Source organism: Massilia sp. Masssp93 (assembly GCF_059491295.1).
In genome coordinates this window covers 3,569,462-3,589,861 of sequence record NZ_CP168502.1, presented here as the reverse complement: position 1 = coordinate 3,589,861, position 20,400 = coordinate 3,569,462, and the positions used below count along the sequence as shown (strand labels likewise).

Below are 20,400 nucleotides of genomic sequence, written 5' to 3'. Positions count from 1 at the left end.
GAGGCTGGCGCACGATTCGATGGCGGGCCGCGTTCGGCGTGTATCGGAACGACAACTGAGCAAAAGCCAGTGCTCTGCCATAATGAATAAAAGACTAATTTTTCGTGCTTTTTGGTTACAACTCATCTAGCATACCGGGTGTCGTTACATCCCACATCAATAGCGCGAGGCAGCCATGAAGACCGTCGATTTGGACGAGTTGTTACATACCGACACCGCGTCCAGTTGGGGCGAAGCGCTGTTCGCCCTGGGCCGGCAGTATGGATTCGACAAGGTCTTGTTCGGCATGTCCGGCTCGCGGCATGCGCGCCTCGAAAATGCATTTATTCAGAGCAATTATCCGACGAAATGGCGGGAGCGCTACGACGCCGAGCGGTTCGCCTATGTCGATCCGGTCGTCAGCCATTGCATGGCCACCACGCTGCCGCTGGTGTGGCAGCCCGAGCTCTTCCGCAGCCCGGCCCAGCGCGCCTTGTACGAGGAAGCGTGCACCCATGGCATCCGGGCCGGCGTGACGTTTCCCATCCACGGTCCGAACGGGGAGTTTGGCCTGCTGAGCTTTGCCGTCGACGCGGCGGCCGACGGCGCGTTCGTGCGCGACGTGGCGAGCATGCTGCCGGATCTGGCGCTGGTGCGGGATTATGCGTTTGCGTCGGGCGTGCGTTTCTGCCCGCCGCCGACGCAGGAGGCGGCGCCGCGCCTGACCCCGCGCGAGCTGGAAGTGCTCAACTGGGTCATGGTGGGCAAATCGTCGTGGGAGATTTCAAAAATCACCGGCTGCTCCGAGGCGACGGTAAACTTCCATATGGGTAATATCCGGCAGAAGTTCAACGTCAACACCCGGCAACAGGCGGTCGTGCGTGCAATTTCCTTGGGTTTGATCACCCCAGAAGATCACCATCGTTGAGCTTGCCGTTGACATACAGCTTCAACAGCAGGGCGACCGGGGCCGGTATGGCCAGACCCGTTTCGAAGCGGCTGCCGCTGGACTGGGTGACGCCGAAACGGCCCCAGAATTTTTCCTGACTCTCGCGTTTGCTGATCCGATATTTCTTCAGATCGCCGATGGAGGGCGACAGTGAAGCGGGCGGCTTCACCAGGGTGCCTGCCAACGGTTCACGCAGGCTTGCTTCGGTAACGAAATCATTAGCCATCGCAGCTCCTCCATGGAAAGATGTGTGAGAAACAAGTATTCCATGCAACATTCATTTAGCGTCCTAGCAACCCTGCTAGTTCCCTATCCTATCTTTCGGTAACGGTCGTGCGATAACCGGTGGTTACTGTCGAAATGCGCCACCGGCCATGGCAATCCTTGCGGTTTACTTGAGCTGGCTCAACAGGAACGCATACGTCATGGCCCACATGGTCGCCGTCTGTTCGTTGTTGGCCGCGCCGGCATGGCCGCCCTCCATGTTTTCCCAATACAGCACGGCATGGCCCTGTTCCCGCATCCGCGCCGCCATCTTGCGCGCATGGCCGGGGTGGACGCGGTCGTCGCGCGTGGACGTCGTGAACAGCACGGGCGGATAGCGTTTGTCCGCGACCACGTTCTGGTAAGGCGAGTAGCGCGCGATGTAGTCCCATTCGTCCGGCTCGTCGGGGTCGCCGTACTCGCCGATCCACGAGGCGCCGGCCAGCAATTCGTGATAGCGGCGCATGTCCAGCAGCGGCACCTGGCAGGCGACGGCCCCGAACAGGTCCGGCCGTTGCGTGAGCGCCGCGCCGACCAGCAGCCCGCCGTTGCTGCCGCCCATGATGCCGAGGTGGCGCGGACGCGTGACGCCGCGCCGGACGAGGTCTTCGGCGACGGCCAGGAAGTCGTCGAATGCCTTCTGGCGGTTTTCCTTGAGCGCGGCCTGGTGCCAGCGCGGGCCGAACTCGCCGCCGCCGCGGATGTTCGCCAGCACGTACGCGCCGCCCTGGTCGAGCCACGCCGTACCCGTGACGCCGCTGTAGAAAGGCGTCAGCGACACTTCGAACCCGCCGTAGCCGTACAACAGCGTGGGGTTCGAGCCGTCCAGCGGCGCGTCCTTGCGCATCACGACGAAATAGGGGACGTCGGTGCCGTCGGGCGAGCGCGCCGCGAACTGGCTGACGGCATACGGCGCCGCGTCGAAGAACGCCGGCATGGATTTCAGGGGCTCCAGCCCGTCGCTGCCGGCTTCCATCAGATACAGGCTGCTCGGCGTGAGGAAGTCGGTGACGGTCAGGAACACCTGGTCCGACGCGTAGTCGTCGACGCCCGACACGTGCAGCGCGCCCATGGCGGGGGCCTGCACGTCGCGGCGCTGCCAGCGCCCGTCCGCGCGGCACCACTCGACGATGCGGTTCTTGACGTTGTCGAGGATGGTGAGGAACAGCGCCGTGCGCGTGGCCGCGATGCCGTCCAGCGACGTCGTCGGCGACGGTTCGAACAGGATATCGAAGTCGCGGCTGCCTTCCATGAAGCGGTCGAATCCGATGGCGAGCAGGGCGCCCTGCGGCCACGTGTTTGTGCCGAGCGTCCAGTCCGAGCGCAGTTCGACGATCAACTGGTCGCGCAGCGCGAACGCATTGGCGTCCTGCGGCTTGTCGATGCGTTCGAGCCGGCCGTCGGCGGGATCGCGCAAGAACAGGTCGCTGGTATAGAAATCGATCTGGCGCTGGACGAACTGGCGCGCGTAGCCGGGCGTCGGGTCGTGCCAGGCGGAGACCGACAGATCGTCGGGCTGCGCTTCGTACACGAGCGTCGCCTCGTCCAGCGGCGTGCCGCGGCGCCAGGCCTTGACGATGCGGGGATAGCCGGACGTCGTCATCGAATCGGGGCCGAAGTCGGTCGCGACGAAGAGCAGGTCCTGCTCGATCCAGCCGGCGCTCGTCTTCGCTTCCGGCAGCGTGAAACCGCCGGCGACGAAGGCGCGCGCCGCCACGTCGAATTCGCGCACGACGTGGGCGTCGCCGCCGCCGCGCGACAGCGAGACGAGGCAGCGGGTGCCGTGCGGTTCCAGGAACGCCACGCCCGCCCAGACCCAGTTCTCCGCCTCGTCCCGCGCGAGCGCGTCCAGGTCCAGCACCGTTTCCCAGGCAGGCAGGGGCTTGCGGTATTCGGCGAGCGTCGTGCGGCGCCAGACGCCCCGTTCGTGGTCGGCGTCGCGCCAGAAATTATAGAAGCGGCCGTCGTGGTGGCCGACGTAGGGAATGCGGTCGCGCGAATCCAGGATCGTCTTGAGGCGCGCGCGCAGGCCGGTGTAGCCGCGCAGGGCGGTCAGTTCGCGTTCGCTTTCCCCGTTGCGTTCGCGCACCCAGGCCAGTGCGCGATCCGAATCGACGTCTTCCAGCCACAGCCAGGGGTCCGGATTGTCATGATGTGTTTCGCGCATACGCATTCCTTATTGTTAAGCTCGCCATTTTGTTCCGATTCGGACATACTAGCAAACATCTAAAAATTGCCGTACGACAATACTCATTGTCATTTATCGGACCGGTGGACATGGCTGACATCGCAATGCGCAACACGGGAAGGACGGCCGCGCCGTGGGTGGGCGGCGTGACGCTCGCCCTGCTGGCCGGTGTCGGCCTGTACCTGGGCGCGGCCCGCGCGGTCGCGGTCGACGCGCAGGCGCGCTTCGACCACCTCGCGCGCACCGGGCGCCAGCAACTGGACGGCGCCGTGCACGAGTACGCGGACGTCGTGCGCGGACTGGCGGCCCTGTTCCAGGCCAACGGCGGCACCGTCTCGCGGCTGCAATTCCACCGCTATGTCGAGACGCTCGGCGTGGCACGACACTACCCGGCGATCGAGTCGATCAACTATGCGCAATACGTGGACGACGGCGCGCGCGACGCCTTCGTGGCTGCGGTCCGCGCCGACCGCGGCGTCGCGCCGGCCGGCTATCCGGACTTCGCGATCCGCCCGGCCGGGCACCGTCCGTCCTATACCGTGCTGTCCTACCTGGAGCCGCACCTGCCCGAAAAATTCGGCGTCGACCTCACGGGCGGCGCGCCTGCCGTCGCGCAGACGATGGACCGGGCGCGCGACAGCGGCCGCATGGCGGCGTCGGGCAAGCCCATCGTCGTGGAGCACCCCGTGCGCCACCCGGCCCTCGGCCTGCGCGTGCCCGTCTACCGCATCCCGGCCGGCGGCGCCGCGCCGCGCGACGTGGAAGGACGGCGCGCGGCCTATGCGGGCTCGGTCGGCATCGGCTTTTCCATCCCGGTCTTCGTGCAGGGCGCTCTGCAAGGCGCCATGCGGGGCGTGGATGCCCGCGCCATCGCGCTGCAGTTGTACGCGGCGGCCGATGCCGCGGCGGCCGACGCCGGCGCGCCCGGACCGCTGCGCGTGAACGGGGCGGACGCCGTGTTGTATGACGGCGCGCCGCCGGCGCTGGCCGGCGCCGACCTGCTGGAAACCGTGCTGCCCGTGCGCTTCGACGACAATCTGTGGAAAGCGCGCTTCGTCGCCCGCCGCGCCGACCTGGCCGGCGGCTTCGGGCGCATCGTCCCGTGGCTGGCGGGGGCGGGCGGCTTCGGCGCCACGCTGCTGGTCTACGCGCTGTTCCTCAACCTGGCCCGGTCGCGCCGGGCGGCGGTGGAACAGCGCCGGCTGCTCGGTCTCGTGCTGGACAACGTCGACGCCTACGTCTACCTGAAGGACCGCGACCGCCGCTACCGCTACGTCAACGCGAAGATGGCGGCCGCCTGCGGCCGCGCGGCACAGGACGTCGTGGGCCGGCGCGACCACGATGTGATGCCGCCCGCGCAGGCCGACGCGTTGTGGGCGCTGGACCGTCCCGTCTTCGAACTGGGCGAGAAACGCGCCGTGCAGAACCCGTTCGCCGGCGCCGACGGCGTCGTGCGCCAGTTATGGAGCGTGAAGGTGCCGGTGCGCTTCGACGGCGACGCCGACGGTGGCGTCGATGCCGTCCTGTGCGTATCGACCGACGTCACCGAGCTGCACGCGCTGAAGGCCCGGGCCGACGCGGCCGGCCGCGCCGGGAACGACTTCCTGTCGACCATGAGCCACGAGATCCGCACGCCGATGAACAGCATCCTCGGCATGGCGTACCTGGCGCGCAAGCATGCGGACGAGCCGAAGCAGCGCGACTACCTGGACAAGATCCACCACGCGGCGCAGCACCTGCTGGGCGTCCTCAACCGCGTCCTCGACCGTCCCCGGACCGAGGCCGGCAAGGTGGAACTGGAACGGCTCGACTTCACGCTGGACGCGCTCGCGCACGATGTTGCCGGCCAGTTGGGCGCGCAGGCGGCGGCGCGCGGCCTCGTGCTCGAATTCGACGTGGCGCCCGAGCTGCGGCGGCCCTTGCGCGGCGATCCGCTGCGGCTGGAACAGGTGCTGCTGAATTTGATCGGCAACGCCATCCGGTTTTCCGAACAGGGCACCGTGCACGTGCGCGCCCGCGTCGAGCGCACGGTGGGCGCCGACCTGCTCGTGCGCTTCGAGGTCGAGGACCACGGCATCGGGATCGCGCACGACGACCTGGCGCAGCTGTTCGCGCCCAGCCACGAGGCTGACCCGGCGCCGCCGCGGCGCCACGGCGCCGGCCTGGGCCTCGTCATCGGCAGGCAGCTGGTCGAGCTGTTGCAAGGCACGGTCGGCGCGACGAGCACGCCGGGGCAGGGCAGCACGTTCTGGTTCACGGCGCGCCTGCAGCCGGTGCCGGTGGCGCATGCCGCCGCCGAGCCGCAACCGGCGGGGCCCGGGGCGCTGGACGGCATCGCGATCCTGCTCGTCGAGGACAATGCGTTCAACCAGCTGGTGGCGCGCGACCTGCTCGAAGACGCCGGCGCGCACGTGACCGTCGCCGGCAACGGCGCCGACGCGCTGGACCGGCTGGCGGAGCGTCCCGTCGACTGCGTGCTGATGGACGTGCGGATGCCGGTGATGGACGGTCTCGATGCCACGCGCCGCATCCGGCGCGACCCGGCGCTCGCCGACCTCAAGGTGATCGCGATGACGGCGAACGCGGGCCCGGACGACCAGGCGCGCTGCCTCGCGGCCGGCATGGACGAATTCCTGACGAAGCCGGCCGCGCCCGAGACGCTGATCGCGACGGTTGCCCGCGCGCTCGGCCGCAACGTGCGGCGGCCGGACAACGGTGGTCCCCGGGCGGCCGATGCCTTGCTCGACGTCGGCGTGCTGTCCGACGCGTTTGGCGGCCAGCCGGACCAGATGCGCAAATACGCATTCCTGTTCCTGGACGCCGCGCGCGACGGCACGCAGGAGATCGAGCGCGGGCTGGCGGCGCACGAACCGGCGCGGGCGGCCGCGGTGGCGCACCTTCTCAAAAAGGCGGCGCGGACGGTCGGCGCCCTCGGCTTCGGGGACATGTGCGCCGAGCTGGAACGCCAGCTCGAGCCGGGCGCGCCGGGCCAGGCGCGCACGCTGGCGGCCCGGTTGCGCGGCTTGCTGGCGCGGCTGGAACGCCACATCCACGCCGAACTGGGCGCGCGCCAGCAGGATCACCAGGCGTAACGACTCGCCAGCTCTACCGCCCGGGGGCCGGAAGTAGTATGCTGCGCGAGTCTTCCCGTCACGTCGCGCCATGCCATCCCCGATCCGCCCCGGCCTCCTCATCCTGCACGGCAACCAGATGGAATTGCTGCGCGCCGCCGTCTTCGACTGGCTGCGCGCCAATCCGCTCGGGCCGCTGGAGGAAGAAATCATGCTCGTCCAGTCCAACGGCGTGGCCGAGTGGCTCAAGATCGCGCTGGCGGAAGAACTGGGCGTGTGCGCGGCCACGCGCGTGGCGCTGCCGGCGCGCTTCCAGTGGGAAGCCTACCGCGGCATGCTGGGCCCGGAACGCGTGCCGCGCCGCTCGCCGTTCGACAAGGACGCGCTGACATGGCGCCTCATGCGCCTGCTACCCGAGGTGCTGGACAAGGCCACCTTCGAACCGCTGCGCCACTTCTTGAACGATGGCGACGCCGAGCGCCGCCTGCAACTGGCCGAGCGCCTGGCCGACCTGTACGACCAGTACCAGGTGTACCGCGCCGACTGGCTCACCGACTGGGCCGACGGCATCGACCAGCTGCGCCGTCCCGGCGGCGAACCTGTGCCGCTGATGCCCGACCAGTGCTGGCAGGCGCAGCTCTGGCGCGAGATCCACGCGAGCCTGCCGCCCGAGCGGCGCTGGTCCGGGCGCGCGACGATCCACGCGCAATTCATGGCCGCCGTGCTGGAAGACCGCGAACCGGTGCTGCGCCTGCCGCGCCGCGTGATCCTGTTCGGCATGTCGACCCTGCCGTACCAGACGATCCAGGCGATGGCGGGGCTGTCGCGCCACACGCAGGTGCTGCTCGCGGTGCCGAACCCCTGCCAGTTCTACTGGGGCGACATCATCGAAGGCCGCGAGCTCCTGCGCGCCGCCTACAAGCGCCAGCAGCACCGCAACGGCAGCGACCTGGCCGACATCCCCGTCGAACAGCTGCATGCGCACAGCCATCCGCTGCTCGCGAGCTGGGGACGGCAAGGCCGCGACTTCGTGCGCATGCTCGACGAATTCGACAACGGCGAGGGCGCGCAATTCGGCAATATGCGCATCGACCTGTTCTCGGACGAGCCGGGCGATACGCTGCTCGGCCAGGCGCAGGCGGCCGTGCGCGACCTGCTGCCGCTGTCCGAGCATCCGCACACGCCGCCGCCGGCCGCCGACCGCTCGATCGAATTCCACATCACCCACAGCGCCCAGCGCGAAGTGGAGGTGCTGCACGACCAGCTGCTGTCGTGGTTCGCCGAGGAGCGCGACGATCCGCTGCGCCCGCGCGACGTCGTCGTGATGGTGCCCGACATCGAGACGTTCTCCGCGGCCGTGCACGCCGTGTTCGGCCAGCACAAGCGCAGCGACCCGCGCTACATCCCGTTCGAGATCGGCGACGTCAAGGACCGGCGCACGAATCCGCTGCTCGTGGCGCTGGAATGGCTGCTGCGGCTGCCGCAGCAGCGCTGCCGCCAGAGCGAGGTGCGCGACCTGCTCGACGTGCCGGCGCTGGCGGGCCGCTTCGGCCTGCTTGACGCGGACCTGCCCATCCTCGGCCACTGGATCGAGGGCGCCAGCGTGCGCTGGGGCCTGGACCAGCACCACCGCGCCGGGCTGGGCCTCGGGTCCGCCGGCGAGCAGAATTCCTGGCTGTTCGGCGTGCGCCGCATGCTGCTCGGCTATGCGACCGGCCACGGGGCCAGCTTCCGCGACATCGAACCGTATCCGGAAGTGGGCGGGCTCGATGCCGCGCTGGCCGGCTCGCTGACCGAGCTGGTGGAAGCGCTGCTGGCGTGGCGCGAGGACCTCGACCGCACGTTGCGTCCGATGGAATGGGGCAGTTGCGCGCGCGCGCTGCTGGCGCGCTTCTTCCGCGCGGCGAACGAGGAAGACCGCCTGACGCTGCAGCAGCTGGAAGAAGGGCTGCAATGCTGGCTGGAGATCTGCGAGAACGCGCTGTTCGACGAACCCGTGTCGCTGGCCGTGATGCGCGAGGCGTGGCTCGGCCAGCTGGACCAGCCGGCGCTCTCGCACCAGTTCGTGTCCGGCGGCGTCACGTTCTGCACGCTGATGCCGATGCGCGCCGTGCCGTTCCGCGTCGTCTGCCTGCTCGGCATGAACGACGGCGATTTCCCGCGCCGCGGCCATCAATCGGACTTCGACCTGCTGGCGCTGCCCGGCCTGGCCCGCCCCGGCGACCGCTCGCGCCGCGACGACGACCGCTACCTGATGCTGGAAGCGGTGCTGGCCGCGCGCGAAAAACTGTACGTCAGCTGGGTCGGCCGCAACGTGCGCGACAACACCGAGCAGCCGGCGTCCGTGCTCGTGTCGCAGCTGCGCGATTACCTGGCCGCCGGCTGGAACCTCGACCTCGCCGAGCGCACGACCGTGCACGCGCTGCAGCCGTTCTCGCGCCGTTATTTCGAGCGCGGCGGCCTGCTCACGTACGCGGGCGAATGGCGTTCGGCGCACGGGGCCGACGCGGTGGGCGCCGGCGCGGCGCTCGATGCCGATCCCTTGCCGCCGTTCGAACTGGACGCGGACTACCGTCTCACGCTCGGTGAACTGGCGAGCTTCCTGCGCCAGCCGGCGCGCTTCTTCTTCCGGCGCCGCCTGGGCGTGACGTTCAACGACCTGGAAGTCGTCGGCGAGGACGAGGAACCGTTCTCGCTCGATGCGCTCGACCGCTACTTCCTGGAAGACACGCTGCTCGACGACAGCGGCACGCCGGAAGCGCAGCACGAGGTGCGCCAGGTGCTGGAATCGCGCGCGGCGCGGCTGGCGCGCGAAGGCGTGCTGCCGATCGGCCTCGTGGGCCGGCAGTGGCAGCAGCAGCTCGTCGACGATCTCGTCCCCGTGCGCAGTGCCTGGCTGGCGCTGGGCAGCCGCTATCCGCGCCCGGCGCCCAAGCTCGTCGTCAGCGTGGAAGTCGGCGGCTGGCGCCTCGAAGACTGGATCGACCGCCTGCGCAGCAACGACGACGATACCGTATGGCTGCTGCAGATATCGTCGAAAGTCCTGGACCGCAAGGGCGAGCCGCGCGGCGACAAGTTGATGGGCCCGTGGCTGCGCCAGCTGGCCGCCGCCGCGATGGGCGAGCGGGTGGGCGGCGTGCTCGTCGCGCGCGACGCCAGCCTGGCGATGGCGCCTTTGGCCCGCGCCGAAGCGCTCGCGCAGCTGGAGACGCTGGTGACGCTGTGGCGCTCGAACCTCGACCGGCCGTTGCCCGTCGCGTGCAAGACGGCGCTCGCGCATTTCGCCGGCGGCGACGCGCGCGAGACGTACGACGGCGGCTTCGAGATCGACGGCGAAGTGATCGATCCGTGCCTCGCGCGCCTGTGGCCCGAATTCGCGCTGCTGCGCGCCGCCGGCGGCTGGCCGCTCGTGGCCGAGGCGTTGTACGGACCGTTGGTCGCCTGGCTGAAGGACAGCGTGACGGTCACGCGCTTCGACGGAGGCGAGCCATGAGCCAGCTGCTCGACGCCTTGCGCTTCCCGCTGCACGGCTCGCGCCTCATCGAGGCCAGCGCCGGCACCGGCAAGACGTGGACCATCGCCGCGCTGTACCTGCGCCTCGTGCTGGGCCACGGCGGCGAGGACGGCTTCGCGCGTCCGTTGATGCCGCCCGAGATCCTCGTGATGACTTTTACGCGCGCCGCCACGCGCGAGCTGTCGAACCGCGTGCGCGAACGGCTCGTGCAGGCGGCGGCGTGCTTCCGCGGCGAGGCCGAAGCCGACGATCCCTACCTGGCGGCGCTGGCCGCCGCGTACGGCGATGAAGCGTCCCGCCTCGTGGCCGCGCACCGCCTCGTGCTGGCGGCCGAGACGATGGACGAAGCGGCCATCTTCACCATCGACGCCTGGTGCCAGCGCATGCTGCGCGAGCACGCGTTCGACAGCGGCAGCCTGTTCGACGAAGAACTCGTCAGCGACGAGCGCGCGCTGTTCGAGGATGCCGCGCACGATTACTGGCGCCAGCACGTGTACCCGCTGTCCGGTGCGGCATTGGGTAGCCTGTTATCGTGCTGGAGCGACGTCGAAGCCCTGAAACAGTCCGTGCGCGAACTGGTGCAGCGCGCCGGCCGCCTCGACGGCGGCAGCGAGCGGCCGCTGGGCGACGTCATCCTCGATGCGGAACGCACGCAACGCGAGGCGCTGGCGCGGCTGAAGGACGGCTGGCAGGCGCGCGCCGATGCGATGGAAGCGTGGATCGCCGCGCAGCGCGGCGTGAATGCCAAGGCGTTCAACGGCACCAAGATGCGCCCGGACTCGCTGGCGAAAGCCTTCGACGCGCTGCGCCGCTGGGCCGTCGACCCGCAAGCGCACTATCCGCAGCTGAGCGACGCCATGTGGCAGCGGCTGACGCCTGGCGGCATCGCGGACGCGTTCAGCAAGGACTACAGCGCGCCCGTGCCCGAGTGCTTCGGGCACACCGATACGTTGAAGGAAGGACTGGATGCCGTCGCGCCCGTGGCCCATGCGCTGCTGCGCCACGCCGCGTGCGCCATCGCGCGGCGCATGGCGGAGCTCAAGCGCCGCAACCGCCAGTTCGGGTTCGCCGACATGCTGGCGCGCCTGAAGGCTGCGCTCGAGGGCGCCAACGGCGACGCGCTGCGCCGGCGCATCCTCGACCAATATCCGGTGGCGATGGTCGACGAATTCCAGGATACGTCGCCCGACCAGTACCGCATCTTCGACCTGCTGTACCGCGTGGCCGACAATGACCCGGCACGCGGCCTGTTCCTCATCGGCGACCCGAAACAGTCGATCTACGGCTTCCGCGGCGCCGACATCCACAGCTATCTGTCGGCGCGGCGGGCCACGCACGGCCGCCACTATCAACTCGGCACGAACTACCGCTCGACGCGCCAGCTCGTGGGCGCCGTGAACCGGCTGTTCGTCCACGCGGAAGGCACCTATGCGGCCGGCGCGTTCCGCTTCCGCAAGGGCGCGGAAAATCCGCTGCCGTTCGACGCCGTCGACGCGGCCGGACGCAAGCAGCGCCTGGTCGGCGTGGACGGTCCGTTCCAGGCGCTGGCCGTCGGTATCGCGGAGATCGAGGACATGCGCGCGGACGACTACCGCGAATTCTTCGCCCAGCACTGCGCCGAGCACATCGTGCGCCTGCTGAACGATCCGCGCGCCGGGTTCGAAGACGATGCCGGCCGCTTCGCGCGCCTGATGCCGGCCGATATCGCGATCCTCGTGCGCGACCGGCGCGAGGCGGCGGCGGTCCGCCGCGCGCTCGTGCAGCGGCAAGTCGCCAGCGTCTACCTGTCCGACCAGGACTCGGTCGTGGAAAGCGACGAGGCGCGCGACGTCTTGCGCTGGCTGCAGGCCGTGGCGAATCCGCTCGACGTCACGCTCGCGCGCGCCGCATTCGCGACCGCGACGTGCGCGTTGCCGCTGGCCGAACTGGCGCAACTGGCGAGCGACGAACTGGCGTGGGAAGCGCGCGTCGAGCAGTTGAAGACCCTGCACCAGGCGTGGCAGCGCCAGGGCGTGCTGGCGATGCTGCGCCGCTTCATCCACGAACTGGGCCTGCCCGCCAAGCTGCTCGGCGCGGCGGGCGGCGAGCGCCGCCTGACGAACCTGCTGCACCTGGCCGAGCTGCTGCAGGAAGCGAGCCGGGAGCTGGATGGCGAACAGGCGCTAATCCGCTGGTTCGCCGAGCAGACCGAGGGCATGGGCGAGGGCGGCGACGAACGCGTGCTGCGGCTGGAGTCCGACGCGGAACTGGTCAAGGTCGTCACCGTGCACAAGTCGAAGGGCCTCGAGTATCCGCTCGTGTACCTGCCGTTCGCCGTCACCGCGCGCAAGACGGACCGCCGCAACCGCGCCTTCTTCGACTACGCGGAGGACGACGGCGAGCGCCGCATCGATCTCGCGCTGTCCGACGCGGCCCTGGCCGCCGTCGACCGTGCGCGCCTGGAAGAGGACCTGCGCCTGTTGTACGTGGCGCTGACGCGGGCGCGCCATTTCCTGTGGCTCGGCGTCGCGGCCGTGGCGGCGCGCAAGAAGGGCGAGAACCAGCTGCACGAATCCGCGCTGGGCTATCTGCTGACCGGCGGGACGCCGGTGCCCGCCGGCGCCGTGCGCGAGCGCTGGGAGGCCTTGCGCGGCGACGCCGACGGCATCGAGCTGCATGCGCTGGCAAGCCCGGACGGCTGCACGGTGCTGCGCCGCGCCGACGTGCGGCCGGAACTCGTGGACCCGCCGCGCTTCGAGGCGCGCTTCGAGCGCAACTGGGCCGTCGGTTCGTTCACGTCGCTGACGAAAAACACGGTGGCGCCGCCGACGCGGCCGCAGGAAGAGAACCTGCTGGAAGAGGACGACCCGGGCGTCGTGGCCGTCACGCACAGCGAGGACGCGCCGTGGCACCGCTTCCCGCGCGGCGCCGGCCCCGGCAACTTCCTGCACGAGCAACTGGAATGGATGGCCCACGAGGGCTTCGGCCAGGTCGACGACGAACAGTTCCGCGCGCGCCTCGCGCAGCGCATCCAGCGCGCCGGCTGGGGCAACCGCCTGGACGATGCGCTGGCCTGGCTGCGCATGATCGCCGTCACGCCGCTGCCGCCCATCGGCTGCGCGCTGGCCGACATCGATGCGCCGCTGGCCGAGATGGAATTCTGGTTCCCCAGCCGCCAGCTGGACGTCGCCGCGCTCGACCGCCTGTGCCGCCGCCGCATGCTGGGGAACACGCCGCGTCCGACGCTGCCTGAGCGCCAGCTGCACGGCATGTTGAAGGGCTTCACGGACCTCGTGTTCGAATGCGATGGCCGCTATTGGGTGCTCGACTACAAATCGAACGCGCTCGGACCGGGCGATCTGTCGTACACGCAGGCCGCGATGGCGGCCGGCATGGCGGCGCACCGCTACGATGTCCAGGGCGCCATCTACATGCTGGCCGTGCACCGCCTGCTGCGCGCGCGCCTGGGCAGCGATTACTCGCCGCGCGAGCACCTGGGCGGCGCCGTATTCCTGTTCCTGCGCGGGGTCGGCAATCCGGCCACGCACGGCTGCTATTTGATCGAGCCCGACCTGGAACTGCTGGACGGCCTCGATCGCCTGCTGGGAAAGGACGCGCATGAAGCCTGATGCCAACGCCAACGACGTCGACGCGTCCGCGTTCTGGACCGAGGTCGAACGCCTGACCGAGGCGGGCGAGCTGCGCCGCCTGTCCGGCGTGTTCGCTCGCTTCGTCGCCACCCTGGGCACGGCTGCATGCGCCCGTTCGGTCCCGCTGCAGCTCGCGGCCCTCGTGCTGTCCGAGCTGGAAGGGCGCGGCCACAGCTGCCTGCTGCTGGACGACCTGGCGGCCGATCCGGCCGGGCTGCTCGGCTGGGCGGACGAGGACTGGAAGGCGCTGGCGCGCGCGGCGAAACCGCTGCCGCGCGGCGTCAAGGGATGGATGACGCAACTGGCCGCGTGCGAGCAGGTGTGGCGCGTGGGCGACCTCGATTACGACCAGCCGCTCGTGCTGGACGACAGCCGCCTGTACCTGCGCCGTTACTGGCGCGACGAAACGCTGGTCGCCACGTGCGTGCGTGCGCGTGCGCAGGAGCGCCGCGCCGTCGACATCGACCAGGCGCGCACGTGGCTGGAGGCGCTGTTCGGCGCCCAGCGCGCGGGTGAATCGCCGGACTGGCAGCGCATCGCCTGCGCCGTCGCGCTGCGGGGTTCGTTCGCCGTCATCACGGGCGGACCGGGTACCGGCAAGACGTACACGGTAGCGCGCCTGCTGGCGCTGTTGTTCGCGACGGCACCGGACGCCGCGCGCCAGCGCATCGCGCTCGCCGCGCCGACCGGCAAGGCCGCGGCGCGCCTGAAGCAGGCCATCGACAAGGCGCTGGGCGAACTGGCCGAGCGCGTGGGCGGCGCGCTGCCGCTGCGCGAACTCACAGGCAGGATGGGCGCCGCGCGCACCCTGCACAGCCTCCTGGGCGCGCGGCCGGACACGCGCAGCTTCGCCCACCACCGCGGCAATCCGCTCGACGTCGACGTGCTGATCGTCGACGAGGCGTCGATGGTGCACCTGGAGATGATGGCGTCGCTGCTGGATGCGCTGCCGGAAGGGAGCACGCTGATCCTGCTGGGCGACAAGGACCAGCTGGCGTCGGTGGAAGCGGGCGCCGTGCTTGGAGACCTGTGCCACGACGCGCAGGCCGGCCGCTACGACGCCGCCACGCTCGACTACGTGCGGGCGGCCAGCGGCGAGGCGATTCCGGACCACTACGCGGGCGCGGGCGGCCCGCTCGCCCAGCAGACCGTGATGCTGCGCCACAGCCGCCGCTTCGGCGGCCCGATCGGCAGGCTGGCGCTGGCCGTCAACGCGGGCGACGTCGACGGCGCGGCCGCCGCGCTGCGCGCCCCGGAAGCGGCCGGCGTGCTGCGCTGGATCGACCACGCCCACCAGCACCACGTGATCCAGCTGGCCGTCGACGGCTACCGTCCGTACCTGGAACTGCTGCGCGCCGGCAGCGACGGCAGCGACGGCCAGGGCGGCCACGAAGACTGGGTGCGCGCCGTGCTGCAGCGCTTCGAAGCCTTCCGCGTGCTGTGCGCCGTGCGCGAGGGCGAGTGGGGCGTCGGAGGCCTGAACGACGCCATCGAACAGCGCCTCGCGCACGCGGGCCTGATCGCGCGCGGCGACTGGTACGTCGGGCGCCCCGTCATGGTCACGCGCAACGACTACCCGACGAAGACCTTCAACGGCGACATCGGCCTCGCGCTGACCGACCCGGCCCGTCCCGGCTCGCTGCGCGTGTGGTTCCTGGAAGGCGACAACGTGCGCAGCGTGCTGGCGACGCGGCTGCGCCACGTCGAGACGGCATACGCGATGACGGTCCACAAATCCCAGGGCTCGGAATTCGCGCACACGGTGCTGGCCTTGCCGAAAGAAGGCGGCGCCGTGCTCGCACGAGAACTGGTCTACACGGGCATCACGCGCGCGAGCCGGCAATTCACCCTGACGACGCCGGCGCCGGCCGTGCTGGGCGAGGCGATTTCGCGGCGCACGCACCGGGCCAGCGGGCTGCGGGGGATGGTGGAGCGGTAGGCCCCGCGTGCGGCGCCGGACGGTGCGCTGTGCGCCGCGCGTCCATGCGAAAATGGAGGCACAACGACCGCGAGGGATGCGCATGGAACCCGTCTGCACCATCGGCCATTCGAACCGTACGATAGCCGACTTCATCGGCCTCTTGCGCCAGAACGGGATCGCCTGCCTGCTCGACATCCGCACGGTGCCGAAATCGCGCCACAATCCGCAGTTCGGCCAGGACCAGCTCGCGGCCTCGCTGGCCGCCGCCGGCATCGAATACCGGTACATGAAAGGCCTCGGCGGCCTGCGCCGGCCGCACAAGGATTCGCCGAACGCCGGCTGGCGCAACGAATCGTTCCGCGGCTACGCCGACTACATGCAGACGGAGGAATTCGCGGCCAACGTCGATGCCGTCATCGAACTGGGCCGCGCCACATCGTGCGTGCTGATGTGCGCGGAAGCGGTGCCGTGGCGGTGCCACCGTTCGCTCGTGGCCGACGCGTTGCTGGTGCGCGGCGTGCCGGTCGACGACATCATCGATGCGCGCCAGCGCCGTCCCCACAAGCTGACGCCGTTCGCCCACGTCGAGGGCCTGCGCATCACGTATCCGCCGGAGCCGGACGCGCAGGGGCAGCTCAGCCTGGATTGACCACGCGGGCGACGGCCGCGCTCAATTCCGCGAGCTGGAACGGCTTGCGCAGCACGGCATGGGTGCCGATCGCGTTTTCGATGGCGCCCATGTCGGCATAGCCCGTCGCCACCAGCACCGGCAGGCGCGGGAACAGTTGACGCGCGCGGACGGCGAGTTCGACGCCCGTCATGTCGGGCATCAGGTAATCGGTCAGCAGGAGTCCCGGCTCGCCGGACGCGAGCACGGCGAGGCCTTGCGTGCCGCCGCCTGCCTGCGACACGTTGCACCCGAGGGCCAGCAGCGCATCGACGATGCCCGCGCGCACGTCGCCGTCGTCCTCGACCACGAGCACCTTGAGACCGGCCAGGCCCTGGCGGTCGATGGCGGCCGCGCCGTCGCCGGCGGCGTCGCCGTGGGCGGCCTGCAGCCAGACCTCCACGGTCGTGCCTTTCCCCGGGGCGCTGTGGATGAAGGCGCCGCCGCGCGATTGCTGGGCCATGCCGTAGACCTGGCTCAGGCCCAGTCCCGTGCCTTTGCCGACGCCCTTGGTCGTGAAGAACGGTTCGAAGACCTTGGCAGCGATTTCCGGCGACATGCCGGGGCCGTTGTCGGACACCGTCACGCACACATAAGTGCCCGCCGGCAGCACGCCGGCGGGCGGCTGCGCGCGCGCGGCGCGCACGTCGATGCGGCCGTGGCCGGCCATCGCGTCGCGCGCATTGATGACCAGGTTCAGCAACGCCATCTCCAGCTGGCTCGTGTCCGCGAGCACGGCGTCGACGTCGTCGCCGGCCGCGACCGTGAGTTCGATGCCCGCGCCCAGGATCGGTTTCGCGAGTTCCTCGACGTTCTCGAACAGTGTCCTGACTGCCAGCGGCCGCAGGTCGAGCAACTGGTTGCGCGCAAACGACAGGAGCTGGCTGGTGAGCTTGGCGCCGCGCCGGCACGCGGCTTGCGCCGTCTTCGCGCGTGCCCGCGTCGAGTCTTCGCGCGAAAACATGTTGATGAGTTCCATATTGCCTTGGATGACGTTCAACAGATTGTTGAAGTCATGCGCGATGCCGCCGGTAAAGCGGCCGAGGAACTCGAGCTTTTGCGCCTGCGCCATGGCCTGCTGCGCGCGCTCGCGCTCCATGATCTCCGCCGTGAGCCGGTCGTTGGCGCGCGCCAGCGCCCAGGTGCGCTCGTCGACGCGCGCTTCCAGGTTCGCGTTCAGCGACGCCAGCTCGTCGGCGACGGTTTCGCGCTGCGCCAGCACCTCGCGCGCCTGGTACTGGCGCCGGCGCGCCCGCAGGGCCGAACCCGCCGCCGTGGCCAGGGTGTCCGCGCTCAGCGGGCGTTCGAGCAGGATCACGTTCCCGAGCGCGGCCAGCGTCGTCTTCAACTGCGCGGGCGCCGCGCCGAAGCGCTTGGCCAGCAGGACGACGAACGGAAAATCCGACCAGGCGTCCTGTTTGCCCAGCCATTCCGCGATGCGCGTCAACGCATGCGGCGACAGCGCCTCTTCGGAGACGATGGCCGCCGCCGCGCCCTGGCCGACCGCATCGACGAGGTCGTCGGCATTGGCGACGATCGCGCAATCGACGCCGTCGCGCGCGACGACGCCCGCGATGACTTCGGCGTCGCGTCCGTGCGGGGCGACAATGAGGACACGCTGTTCGCGGCGGTCAGCTGTTGGCATCGATTGCGACCATCATTGGGGTCGCCCCGCGATAGGTCGGAAGGCCCGTCAGCACGCCCTCGAAACCTTCCAGCGCGGCGCCGACTTCGATGCCGCCGGCGCCGAGCAACAGTTCGTGGATCGTCAGCGCGTGGCTCGTCGTCCTGCTCTTGGACACGGTAATCGCGCGGCGCAGCTTGCCGCCCGCCTCGAAGTAGCGGAGCAGCATCGTCGAGTCGCTCAGGTAGCTGAGATCGACGTCGCGGACGACCTCGCCGATGATGCCGTGCTCGCCCAGGATCAGCGCGGTGGTGACGCCTTTCTGGTTGAGGTAGGCGAGCAATTCATGCATCTGGAGAATCAGGAATTGTTCGCCGGGCATGGCTTGCAGATAGGCATTCAGGCTGTCGATGGCGATGAAGACGGCGCCGTCGATCTCGACGGAATCGCGCAGCATCTGGGCGAACTGGCCCGGCGCCAGCTCTGCCGGATCGATATGGCGTACGGTCAGCAGCCCCGTCGCCAGGTGCGGCCGCAGGTCCAGCCCGAGCGCGGTGGCTCGGGCAAAGAAGGTGCCCAGGCCCTCGTCGAACAGGTAATAGGACGCGCGCTCGCCGCGGTTCAAGGCCGACAGCATGCAGCGCACGACCACCGTCGTCTTGCCGACGCCGGACGGCCCGACGAACAGCGTATTGGTGCCGGACACGAGGCCGCCGCCGAGCAGGGTGTCGAGCCCGCGCGAACCCGTCGAGCGCGTGATCGGCCGGAACTCCGCGCTGTGCTCGGCCGCGATCAGCCTGGGAAATATGCGGATGCCGCCGGTGTCCAGGATGTAGTCGTGGTAGCCGCCGCGGAAGGCGATGCCGCGCATTTTCATCACGTTCACGCGGCGCCGCTCCTTGCCGAATTCCTTGGCCAGTTGTTCCAGGCAGACGACGCCGTGGGCGATGCTGTGCAAGTGCTGGTCGGACTGGCTCGTCTTGTCGTCGAGCATGAGCACGGTACAGGCGCGCGACGCAAAGAATTGCTTGAGCGCCAAGATCTGGCGGCGATAACGCAAGGGGTTCTGGGCCAGCAGGCGCATTTCGGACAGGCTGTCGAACACGACCCGCGCCGGCTTGACCTTGTCGACCTGCTCCATGACGCCCCGCGCCGTCTCGCCGAGTTCGATCTCGGCGGGATGCAAGATCGACTGCTGCGTGTCCGGGTCGAGCGCCTCGTCGCTGGCGAGCTCGAAAATGGCGAGCTTGTCGAGCGACCAGCCATGGCTGTCGGCGACGGCCCGCAACTCGTCCGCCGTTTCCGACAACGTGATGTAGAGCCCGGCTTCGCCCTTGGCGGCGCCGTCGAGCAGGAACTGCATGCCGAGCGTCGTCTTGCCGGTGCCCGGCGTTCCTTCGACCAGGTACACCCGTTCGGCCGTCAGGCCGCCGCCCAGGATATCGTCCAGGCCGGAAATGCCGGTCGATATGCGGCGGGCGGGCTTGTGCGGTGTTGCGGGCGTGGGCGACGGTTCAAGCATACGGGACATCCGAAAAAGGCGGTAGAGCGCGCCCGGCCGGGCGCGATGACGGTCGCAATTGACACGACAGTTCGATTATAAGACCAACCCGCCGGCCGCCGGCGCGAACAAGGAATGCACACGATTCGGCCCGACTTTTGCGCCCGGCTTTGCTTTCCCCGCAGCAACAATGTTAAAGTTGCGATCTGGAAAAAGTTATCGGAGCGGTATCATGCTGATTGTCGTGGGTTTCGTGATCGTGCTGCTGGCCGTGTTCGGCGGTTTCGTGCTGCAGGACGGACACCTGGCCGCGTTGTTCCAGCCTTACGAACTGCTGATGATCTTCGGCGGCGCGCTGGGCGCGTTCGTCATCGCCAACGACCGCAAGGCCATCGGTCTCACGTGGCGGAGCCTGCCGATGCTGTTCCACGGCTCGCGTTACACGCGCGAGCTGTACATGTCGTTGATGGCGCTCATGTTCGACCTGTTGACGAAGGTCCGCCGCGAAGGGTTGATGGCGCTCGAGAACGAGATCGACGCGCCCTACGAAAGCGCGATCTTCACGAAATACCGCGCCATCCTGCTCGACGACCATCTGCTGGAATTCATCACGGACTACCTGCGCCTGATGGTATCCGGGACGATGAACGGCTACCAGCTGGAAAACCTGATGGACAACGAGATCGAGACGTACCAGGAAGACGCCGACATTCCCGTGCAGGCCATCCACAAACTGGCGGACGGCATGCCCGCGTTCGGCATCGTGGCGGCCGTGATGGGCGTCGTGCACACGATGGGCGCCATCGGCCGTCCGCCGGCCGAGCTGGGCGCGCTGATCGCGGCCGCGCTCGTCGGCACCTTCCTCGGCATCCTGTTGTCGTACGGCCTCGTCGCGCCGCTCGCGAGCCTGCTGCACCGGCGCCACCAGGAAGCCGCCAAGGCGCTGCAGTGCGTGAAGGTGACGCTGCTGGCGTCGATGAACGGCTATGCGCCCGCGATCGCCGTGGAATTCGGCCGCAAGGTCATCTCGGCCACCGAGCGCCCGACCTTCGCCCAGCTGGAAGGCCATGTGCGGCAGCTGAAGTCGCGCTGA

Annotated in this window: 11 protein-coding genes; 7 read left to right on the top strand and 4 right to left on the bottom strand. The window is 69.4% G+C overall.

Annotation, left to right across the window (positions count from 1 at the left end):
* Positions 1–175: 175 nt before the first annotated feature.
* The gene (locus ACEN9Q_RS14480; RefSeq protein WP_082547690.1) at positions 176–907 is read left to right on the top strand and encodes a helix-turn-helix transcriptional regulator; all 732 of its coding nucleotides are present in this window, start codon (positions 176–178) and stop codon (positions 905–907) included.
* Here ACEN9Q_RS14480 and ACEN9Q_RS14475 read toward each other — a convergent pair.
* Together ACEN9Q_RS14475 and ACEN9Q_RS14470 are read right to left on the bottom strand one after the other, a co-directional pair.
* Complete coding sequence (locus ACEN9Q_RS14475) at positions 882–1,154, bottom strand: helix-turn-helix domain-containing protein (protein WP_056435822.1); 273 nt, start codon at positions 1,152–1,154, stop codon at positions 882–884. The genes ACEN9Q_RS14480 and ACEN9Q_RS14475 overlap by 26 nt on opposite strands.
* 165 nt (positions 1,155–1,319) lie before the next feature.
* Positions 1,320–3,359, bottom strand: a complete 2,040-nt coding sequence (locus tag ACEN9Q_RS14470) for a prolyl oligopeptidase family serine peptidase (protein WP_495625069.1) — start codon at positions 3,357–3,359, stop codon at positions 1,320–1,322.
* A gap of 110 nt (positions 3,360–3,469) precedes the next feature.
* Here ACEN9Q_RS14470 and ACEN9Q_RS14465 point away from each other — a divergent pair, with 110 nt between their 5' ends.
* The 5 genes from ACEN9Q_RS14465 (at position 3,470) to ACEN9Q_RS14445 (ending at position 16,164) form a co-directional block, all read left to right on the top strand.
* On the top strand, positions 3,470–6,472 hold the full coding sequence (locus ACEN9Q_RS14465; RefSeq protein WP_495625068.1) for a CHASE domain-containing protein: 3,003 nt from the start codon (positions 3,470–3,472) through the stop codon (positions 6,470–6,472).
* A gap of 70 nt (positions 6,473–6,542) precedes the next feature.
* The gene (gene recC, locus ACEN9Q_RS14460) at positions 6,543–9,944 is read left to right on the top strand and encodes an exodeoxyribonuclease V subunit gamma (protein ID WP_495625067.1); all 3,402 of its coding nucleotides are present in this window, start codon (positions 6,543–6,545) and stop codon (positions 9,942–9,944) included.
* Positions 9,941–13,573: an exodeoxyribonuclease V subunit beta gene (gene recB / locus ACEN9Q_RS14455; RefSeq protein WP_495625066.1), complete on the top strand. Its 3,633-nt coding sequence runs from the start codon at positions 9,941–9,943 to the stop codon at positions 13,571–13,573. The genes recC and recB overlap by 4 nt, the downstream gene beginning before the upstream one ends.
* The gene (recD, locus tag ACEN9Q_RS14450; protein ID WP_495625065.1) at positions 13,563–15,533 is read left to right on the top strand and encodes an exodeoxyribonuclease V subunit alpha; all 1,971 of its coding nucleotides are present in this window, start codon (positions 13,563–13,565) and stop codon (positions 15,531–15,533) included. The genes recB and recD overlap by 11 nt, the downstream gene beginning before the upstream one ends.
* An 82-nt stretch (positions 15,534–15,615) precedes the next feature.
* On the top strand, positions 15,616–16,164 hold the full coding sequence (locus ACEN9Q_RS14445) for a DUF488 domain-containing protein (RefSeq protein WP_495625064.1): 549 nt from the start codon (positions 15,616–15,618) through the stop codon (positions 16,162–16,164).
* Here ACEN9Q_RS14445 and ACEN9Q_RS14440 read toward each other — a convergent pair.
* Both ACEN9Q_RS14440 and ACEN9Q_RS14435 read right to left on the bottom strand, forming a co-directional pair.
* Positions 16,151–17,827, bottom strand: coding sequence for an ATP-binding protein (locus tag ACEN9Q_RS14440; RefSeq protein WP_495625063.1), 1,677 nt, complete (start codon positions 17,825–17,827; stop codon positions 16,151–16,153). The two genes, ACEN9Q_RS14445 and ACEN9Q_RS14440, sit on opposite strands and share 14 nt — an antisense overlap.
* Entirely contained in the window at positions 17,814–19,328 is a 1,515-nt protein-coding gene (locus ACEN9Q_RS14435) for an ATPase domain-containing protein (protein WP_056435797.1), read from the bottom strand. Before ACEN9Q_RS14435 ends, ACEN9Q_RS14440 begins: the two co-directional genes overlap by 14 nt.
* 211 nt (positions 19,329–19,539) lie before the next feature.
* On the opposite strand from ACEN9Q_RS14435, the gene motA reads away from it, so the two are divergent.
* The gene (gene motA, locus ACEN9Q_RS14430) at positions 19,540–20,400 is read left to right on the top strand and encodes a flagellar motor stator protein MotA (RefSeq protein ID WP_495625062.1); all 861 of its coding nucleotides are present in this window, start codon (positions 19,540–19,542) and stop codon (positions 20,398–20,400) included.

Excerpts from the sequence above, each read along its gene's own strand:
- recC (WP_495625067.1), top strand. The coding sequence starts at position 6,543 with ATGCCATCCCCGATCCGCCCCGGCCTCCTCATCCTGCACGGCAACCAG.
- recB (WP_495625066.1), top strand. The coding sequence starts at position 9,941 with ATGAGCCAGCTGCTCGACGCCTTGCGCTTCCCGCTGCACGGCTCGCGC.
- ACEN9Q_RS14475 (WP_056435822.1), bottom strand. The coding sequence starts at position 1,154 with ATGGCTAATGATTTCGTTACCGAAGCAAGCCTGCGTGAACCGTTGGCA.
- ACEN9Q_RS14440 (WP_495625063.1), bottom strand. The coding sequence starts at position 17,827 with ATGCCAACAGCTGACCGCCGCGAACAGCGTGTCCTCATTGTCGCCCCG.
- motA (WP_495625062.1), top strand. The coding sequence starts at position 19,540 with ATGCTGATTGTCGTGGGTTTCGTGATCGTGCTGCTGGCCGTGTTCGGC.
- recD (WP_495625065.1), top strand. The coding sequence starts at position 13,563 with ATGAAGCCTGATGCCAACGCCAACGACGTCGACGCGTCCGCGTTCTGG.
- ACEN9Q_RS14445 (WP_495625064.1), top strand. The coding sequence starts at position 15,616 with ATGGAACCCGTCTGCACCATCGGCCATTCGAACCGTACGATAGCCGAC.
- ACEN9Q_RS14435 (WP_056435797.1), bottom strand. The coding sequence starts at position 19,328 with ATGCTTGAACCGTCGCCCACGCCCGCAACACCGCACAAGCCCGCCCGC.
- ACEN9Q_RS14465 (WP_495625068.1), top strand. The coding sequence starts at position 3,470 with ATGGCTGACATCGCAATGCGCAACACGGGAAGGACGGCCGCGCCGTGG.
- ACEN9Q_RS14470 (WP_495625069.1), bottom strand. The coding sequence starts at position 3,359 with ATGCGCGAAACACATCATGACAATCCGGACCCCTGGCTGTGGCTGGAA.
- ACEN9Q_RS14480 (WP_082547690.1), top strand. The coding sequence starts at position 176 with ATGAAGACCGTCGATTTGGACGAGTTGTTACATACCGACACCGCGTCC.